Origin of the sequence: Pseudomonas sp. 8 R 14 (genome assembly GCF_900005955.1) — a bacterium.
In the GTDB taxonomy this organism is placed as follows: domain Bacteria; phylum Pseudomonadota; class Gammaproteobacteria; order Pseudomonadales; family Pseudomonadaceae; genus Aquipseudomonas; species Aquipseudomonas marginalis.
The window spans coordinates 92683-99546 of the sequence record NZ_CVTH01000078.1; the positions used below are offsets into that span (position 1 = coordinate 92683).

6 protein-coding genes are annotated in these 6864 nt (G+C 58.0%); 3 read left to right on the forward strand and 3 right to left on the reverse strand.

Annotated elements, in window-relative coordinates:
• Positions 1 to 34 precede the first annotated feature (34 nt).
• A complete protein-coding gene (locus tag BFQ01_RS22535; RefSeq protein ID WP_065926957.1) occupies positions 35 to 736 on the reverse strand; it encodes a histidine phosphatase family protein in 702 nt (233 codons plus the stop codon).
• Between the two features lie 253 nt (positions 737 to 989).
• On the opposite strand from BFQ01_RS22535, the gene BFQ01_RS22540 reads away from it, so the two are divergent.
• The 3 genes from BFQ01_RS22540 (at position 990) to hemB (ending at position 3624) form a co-directional block, all read left to right on the forward strand.
• Positions 990 to 1688 carry a glutathione S-transferase N-terminal domain-containing protein gene (locus BFQ01_RS22540; protein ID WP_065926958.1) on the forward strand — a complete coding sequence of 233 codons (699 nt, stop codon included), beginning with the start codon at positions 990 to 992 and terminating at the stop codon, positions 1686 to 1688.
• A gap of 3 nt (positions 1689 to 1691) precedes the next feature.
• Positions 1692 to 2531, forward strand: a complete 840-nt coding sequence (locus BFQ01_RS22545) for a PhzF family phenazine biosynthesis protein (protein WP_065926959.1) — start codon at positions 1692 to 1694, stop codon at positions 2529 to 2531.
• Positions 2532 to 2649: 118 nt separating this feature from the next.
• Positions 2650 to 3624: a porphobilinogen synthase gene (gene hemB, locus BFQ01_RS22550; protein WP_065926960.1), complete on the forward strand. Its 975-nt coding sequence runs from the start codon at positions 2650 to 2652 to the stop codon at positions 3622 to 3624.
• A gap of 423 nt (positions 3625 to 4047) precedes the next feature.
• On the opposite strand, the gene BFQ01_RS32440 is transcribed toward hemB, so the two are convergent.
• Together BFQ01_RS32440 and BFQ01_RS22555 are read right to left on the reverse strand one after the other, a co-directional pair.
• A complete protein-coding gene (locus BFQ01_RS32440; protein ID WP_141691296.1) occupies positions 4048 to 4431 on the reverse strand; it encodes a hypothetical protein in 384 nt (127 codons plus the stop codon).
• A 1-nt stretch (position 4432) separates the two neighbouring features.
• A partial coding sequence (locus tag BFQ01_RS22555) for an RHS repeat-associated core domain-containing protein (protein ID WP_083244919.1) occupies positions 4433 to 6864 on the reverse strand: 2432 nt, incomplete at its 5' end.

Sequence of the window (6864 nt, forward strand, 5' to 3'; positions counted from 1 at the left end):
CGCGAATGAGTCAATAGCGGTGCATCATACGTCCTCAGCTATCGGCACTCACCTGTGTTGGCTGCGGGCAGGTTTCTTCACCGTCGGTCAGGCCCTGCTTGTAGTTGCGGCTGAGCAACGAGGCTTTGCCGTTGTGCCAGGTCAGCGTCAGTACGTACAGCGTGTCGTAGTCGCTGCCGGACCAGTCGTCGGTAATCGTGTGTTTTTCGCCGGAGGCCTCACTGGCCACCTTGTTGATCAGCTCCGGCAGGTAGCCGTGGGACCACGCGGTGTAGATGGTGGCATTGTGGTATTTGTCTTCCACCAGCTCGTCGGCCAGGTCGCTGGTGTCGTTGGCCGAGAACTTGATGTTCACCGGCAGGCCCAACTTGATGGCGCTGGGGCTGATGGTCATCAACGGGCGAATATAGCTGTAGGAATTGTCCAGCTCACCTTCCTCGACATTGCGCGTCGGGTTGGCGGCAAACACGAAGTTGGCCTTGCCGAATTTTTCCGGCAGCAGGGTGGCCAGGTTCATTGCTCGGTTCAACCCTTGGCAATTGAGTTGGCCCAAGCCGCCGGCCGGTTTCTCGGCGTGGCGCAGGAACACCAGGGTTTGCACGCCGTCCACCGGTTGGGCGCGGCTTTCCCGGGCGTCGAGGGCGGCAACCATGGCGCCGCTCACCAGCAAAAGGGGCAACAGGATGTAGGCGTAGTGTTTCAGTCGTTGCACAAGGCGCAGAGGCTTGATCGTCATTATGGGTTCGAGTCTTCGTGCGTCACGTTAAGGCGGACAAGCCTGGCCCTAATGACGCCTGGGGCGTCCTGCGGGTGTTCCGTGTCGGTATAGCGAGGTGCCTCCATTCACCGTTTGAGCGCACTTAAGAGTGCACGCGGGCGTATTGGTTCGCCCACGGGGGATAATAGCCCGCTGATGTTGCGCATTGATGACCCATGCAGGACGTGGGACAGATGATTATCATGGGGGCTTTCCGCCAGGGAGTTTCCCGATGAACCCGATCGCCGCGTTCCCGATCAACAGCAAATGGCCCGCCCGGCATCCGGAGCGCCTGCAACTGTACTCGTTGCCCACGCCCAACGGGGTAAAAGTCTCGATCATGCTCGAAGAGCTGGGCCTGCCTTATGAGGCGCACAAGGTCAGTTTCGAGACCCAGGACCAGTTTTCCCCCGAGTTCCTGTCCCTGAACCCCAACAACAAAATCCCCGCGATCATCGACCCCGACGGCCCGGCGGGGCAGCCGTTGGCGCTGTTCGAGTCAGGCGCAATCCTGATCTACCTGGCGGAAAAATCCAGCCAGTTGCTTTCCGAAGATCCGGCGACACGTTATGAAACGATTCAATGGCTGATGTTCCAGATGGGGGGCATCGGTCCGATGTTTGGCCAACTGGGCTTCTTCAATAAGTTCGCCGGCAAGGACTACGAAGACAAGCGCCCCCGCGACCGTTACGCCGCGGAATCCCGTCGCCTGCTGGACGTGCTGGAAAAGCGCCTGCTCGGCCGCACCTGGATCATGGGCGACGACTACAGCATCGCCGACATCGCCACCTTCCCCTGGATTCGCAACCTGATCGGTTTCTATGAATCGGGCGATCTGGTGGGCATTGCCGACTTCCCTAACGTACTGCGCGCGCTGGACGGCTTTGTCGCCCGGCCGGCGGTCATCCGTGGCCTGAATATTCCGAGCTGAAGCATGCCGACTTTCGATTTCAAACAACTGGATGTATTCAGCAGCGTGTCGCTCAAGGGCAATCCGCTGGCCGTCGTGCTGGGTGCTGACAGCCTCAGCGACCAACAGATGGCTGACTTCGCCAAATGGACAAACCTCAGTGAAACCACGTTTTTGCTGACACCGCGCGATGCTCGGGCGGACTACCGGGTGAGGATCTTTACCACCTTGCAGGAGCTGCCGTTCGCCGGGCACCCGACGCTGGGCAGTTGCCATGCGTGGCTCAAGGCGGGTGGGGTACCCCAAGGCGAGGAGATTATCCAGGAGTGTGGAATCGGCCTGGTGCGTATTCGGCGTCAAGGCGATGAACTGGCGTTTATTGCACCGCCGTTGATGCGCTCCGGCCCTGTGGACTCCGCGCTGCTGGAGCGCGTTCGCCTGGGATTGGGCCTGGCGCCGGGGGCCATTGTGCGCAGCCAGTGGGTCGACAATGGCGCGGGGTGGCTCGCGGTGATGCTGGCTGACCGTGATCAGGTCCTGGCCTTGCAGCCGGACTATTCGCAGCTGCTTGGGCTGGCCGTCGGGGTGATTGCTCCTTGCAACCCGGCTGACGACGTGGACGCGCAGTTTGAGGTGCGTGCCTTTGTCGCAGGCGACGGGGCCCAGGAAGACCCTGCCACCGGCAGCCTGAATGCGGGCGTCGCACAATGGCTGCTCAGCGAAGGACTCGCACCTGAGTGCTACGTGGTCAGCCAGGGCACGGCCATGGGGCGTGCGGGGCGTATTCGCGTCGAGCGCCAGGGTGATGAAATCTGGGTCGGCGGCGCCGTTACGGTGTGTATCGAAGGTCATCTACAGCTCTAGATCAATACATTATTACGGCCCCCGCAATACACTGTTGGCCCCAGGGCATTTGTGCTGCCGGGGCCTTGGGGCATAAGCTTTCGCCCCAAAGATTTCCCGCCACTTTTTCAGGACAGCCATGACCAGCCAGTTCCCCCAAGCCCGTCCACGCCGCCTGCGCCGCTCCCCGGAGCTGCGTGGCTTGTTCCAGGAAACCGAGTTCACCCTCAACGACCTGGTGCTGCCGATTTTCGTCGAAGAAGAAATCGACGACTTCGTGCCGATCACCAGCATGCCCGGCGTGCAACGCATCCCGGAAAAGAAGCTGGCTGCCGAGATCGAGCGCTATGCCCGTGCCGGTATCAAGTCGGTGATGACCTTCGGCGTGTCCCACCACCTGGACGCCAACGGCAGCGACACCTGGAAGGAACGCGGCCTGGTCTCGCGGATGTCCTCGATCATCAAGGACGCGGTGCCGGACATGATCGTAATGTCCGACACCTGCTTCTGCGAATACACCGACCACGGCCACTGCGGCGTGATGCACGGTGCCCATGTCGACAACGACGCGACCCTGGTCAACCTCGGCAAGCAAGCCGTTGCCGCCGCCCGCGCCGGGGCCGACGTGATCGCCCCCTCGGCCGCCATGGACGGCCAGGTCCAGGCCATCCGCCGTGCGCTGGATGAAGCCGGCTTCACCCATATCCCGATCATGGCCTACTCCACCAAATTCGCCTCGGCCCTCTACGGCCCATTCCGCGAAGCCGGCGGCAGTGCGCTCAAGGGCGACCGCAAAAGCTACCAGATGAACCCGATGAACCGCCGCGAAGCCGTGCGCGAATCGCTGCTGGACGAACAGGAAGGCGCGGACGCACTGATGGTCAAGCCGGCCGGTGCCTACCTCGACATCATCCGCGACATCCGCGAAGCCTCGCGCCTGCCGGTGGCGGCGTACCAGGTCAGTGGCGAATACGCGATGATCAAATTCGGCGCCCAGGCGGGAGCGATCGATGAGGACCGGGTTGTGCGGGAAACGTTGGGATCGATCAAGCGGGCGGGTGCGGATTTGATCTTTACCTACTTCGCGATGGACTTGGCGTTGGCTGGGATCTAAGGGCAACGTAACCCACCCCTGGTGAGCGAACACTTGTGGTGAGCGAGCTTGCTCGCGTTGGGCTGCGTAGCAGCCCCATGCCCACGATCTACCTTAAATACTTCATCTGCCTGACTAACTGCATTCTGTGAAGTTTGAATTGTTTGATTGGATGAAGGGGAGGTAATCGCTGGTCTGAATTTTATATATTTTTCCTGGCTTTTGAATAGAAGGCTGCGGAGGATTGAAAGTTTAGGTTGATGTTTCGTTTCAGTAGTCCGTGCAGGCGGTGATTGGGTTTCCGTCTGTATCTAGTATTGTTGTTGATTTTCTTTATGTTGCATATTCAAAAATGTGTATTTTTTATAGCTCTCTCCGATTGATTTCCGCTGGTTGAGCATTTTTTTATATGTAATTTACGGCGGTGAGTAAGTGAACTTATACTCAAACATTTGTTGGGTGAAGAAGAATGTCATTTGTTATCACTTCAACAAAGCTGGGCTTGCCGGTGATTGGCTTGTCAATTTCAATCAAAATTACTGAATCGCCGATTTTTAGTATTGAGCAACTTTGGTCTGCATCTTGGATAAGCTCGCCGATAATTTTATGAGCACCATTCGCAGAAGCGATCTGTGGTGTTTTTACAGATGAGGACATGATGTTTTGTCCCCATGAAAATATTTCATCAAGTTCTAACTCTACATCCAGAATTTCACCAGTTTTTAACTTGGTTCCGCTCCATAAAGCTGTGGCATTTCCAAAAGGTGAGTTGAATTTTACTCTCACAGTGCCTTTGTCAGAAAAAATATCAGTTATTTGTATCTTCATTTCACTTCTTCGTCAGGGGAACGCGTACAACAGTATTGTCAACGTTCATGGTGTTGGTTTTTATCTCGAACGTCCATGTCTCCTCATGATAGTGATGCTTGCTTGGCTTGCTATTCATCTCATGGGCCCCGTAACGAATACTTCTTTTTGCGTCGCTGGAAACAATTCTGTCGCGGTCGGGCTTCCCAGTTCGTGGGTTGGTGTTTGTGTGAGGGCCAGGTCCTAGAAATTCATCCCATTTCTGAATGGTTTCTTCCGGCTTTACAGGTTTATTGGCAAAGGTCTCCTTATGGTAGCCCAGTGTAGGTGGAGAGTTGGAGCTTGTGGGACTGAGTGGGCTGCCTTCATTAACCTGTGCTTTTCCCGCTGGATCTTCAGCACTGGGGTTCGACTTGCATTTATCCCCGCCTGGACAGGTACTCAGACCTAACGGATCCACCCAACCCATAGGGTTCGGCACGTACTGATACGCGTTGATCCCACCCGCCAGCTTCACCGGATCAGGCGTCAGGTAACACCCAATATCCGGATTGTAGTAGCGATGGCGGTTGTAGTGCAGTCCGCTTTCCTGATCGAAGTACTGACCCTGGAAACGCAGCGGGTTGTCGATTGTGCCTTTGTCGAGTCGGCTGATCTGGCCGTAGGCGCGGTAATGCGCGGACCAGACGATGGCGCCGTCTGGAGAGGTGAGTTCTTGCGGCGTGCCGAGGTGGTCGAGTTGGTAGTGATAGGGCTTGGTATCTTTTGGGCCGAAGCCTTCCAGCAGGGCGAGCGGCCTAAAACTATCGGGTTCGTAGAGATAGCTGCGATGGCGATCCGCATGGTGTTCGGCAATCAGTCTGTCGCCTTGCCAGAAAAACTCCGTCGTTAGGCCGTCCACGGTTTTGCTGATGCGTCGCCCAAACGGGTCATAGCGATAGCTGGCGGTTTGGCCGTTGGGTTGGGTGAGGCCTATCAGCCGATGCTGGCAGTCGTAGCGGTATTCGGTGACGAGTTGATGGCCTTTGCCACGCCGCTCGCGGATGAGGTTGCCGAAGGCGTCATAGTCGTAGTGGCGGTCGCCCTGGATCATCAGGCGGTTGCCGGCAACGATATCGGGGCCGGGGCGGTCTTGCATCAGCAGGGTGCCGGCCGGGGTGTGGCCGAAGCGTTCCTGCAGGTCTTGGGAGTGGTCGGCGCGGGTGAGGCGGCCTAGTGGGTCGTAGTGGTAGTGGTGTTCGCCTTTGCGCGTGTCGAGCAGGCGGGTGAGGTTGCCGGTTTTGTCGTAGTCGTATTGGCGTTGGTAGAGGTGGTCTTGTTGCTGGGTGATTGCGTGGGCGTGCAGGCGGTGTTGGTCGTCGTAGTGGTAGTGGCTGAGGAGTTGGCCTTGTTGGCGCTGATGTTCCTGGCCGGCTTTGAACAGGTGCGAGGTCAGCTGTGCGCCATTTAATTCGATGGTGGCGAGGTGGCCGCCTTTGCCGTGGTTGAACACCAAGCGGTTGTTGTCCGGCAGGCGCAGGTGTTGAAGCTGGCCGCAGGCGTCGTAGCCGTAGCGCAAGGTGCCCCAGCCCTGGTGTTCGGCGGTGAGGCGGTTTTGGCTATCGTATTCGTAGGCGAGCGCCCAGTGGCCGTCGTCGACGCTGAGGAGGTTGCCCTGACGGTCGTAGGCATATTCAACAAGGCTACCGTCGGGCAGGGTTTTTCTGACGAGGCGTCCGGCGTGGTCTCGCTCGTAACGGTTAACGAGCTGACTTCCATCGTCACCGTGTTCGGTCTTTTCCTGCAGGTTGCCGTTGAGGTCGTAGACGTAGGCCGTACGCTGCCCGTCAAAGCCGGTTTCCTGCTGGATCAGGCCATTGGGGTGGTAATCAAGTCGGTAGGTCTCGCCGACCTCGTTTTCGATCTCGGTCAGCAATAACCGCACGTTGTCGTAGCGGTATTTGACCTGAGTGCCATCAGCGTTGATGCGCCGACTGATCAGGTGCAGCCCGTCGGCGTATTCGTAGCGGGTGACGTGGCCCAGTTCGTCGCGTTCGGCGGTGATTTTTCCGTAGGGGTTGTAGCTGTATTCCCGACACGCCCCACCGGGCAGCACCACGCGAACCAAGCGACCCACGCTGTCCCACTGATACTGGGTCAGCGCGCCATGCTCATCCTCGCGCGCCACCTGACGGCCAAGATTGTCATAGCGATACCGCTTGATCCCGCCATTGGGCAACTGCTCCTCAATCAGTTGCCCCCGCTCATTCCACACCAGCCGCTGACAACTGTGGTCCGGGTACCAAACCCCAACCAGTTGCCCGTATTTGTCGTAGCTGTAATCCGTAACATGTCCGTCGGGATCGATCTTACGAATGACATCGCCCTGGTCGTTACGCTCGTACTTCCAGACCGCCAGACCCCGCCTTACAACCCGTACGAAGCCATTGTCATGCTCGTAGGACGTCGGCTCAT

Excerpts from the sequence above, each read along its gene's own strand:
- BFQ01_RS22535 (WP_065926957.1), bottom strand. The coding sequence starts at position 736 with ATGACGATCAAGCCTCTGCGCCTTGTGCAACGACTGAAACACTACGCC.
- BFQ01_RS22540 (WP_065926958.1), top strand. The coding sequence starts at position 990 with ATGAACCCGATCGCCGCGTTCCCGATCAACAGCAAATGGCCCGCCCGG.
- BFQ01_RS22545 (WP_065926959.1), top strand. The coding sequence starts at position 1,692 with ATGCCGACTTTCGATTTCAAACAACTGGATGTATTCAGCAGCGTGTCG.
- hemB (WP_065926960.1), top strand. The coding sequence starts at position 2,650 with ATGACCAGCCAGTTCCCCCAAGCCCGTCCACGCCGCCTGCGCCGCTCC.
- BFQ01_RS32440 (WP_141691296.1), bottom strand. The coding sequence starts at position 4,431 with ATGAAGATACAAATAACTGATATTTTTTCTGACAAAGGCACTGTGAGA.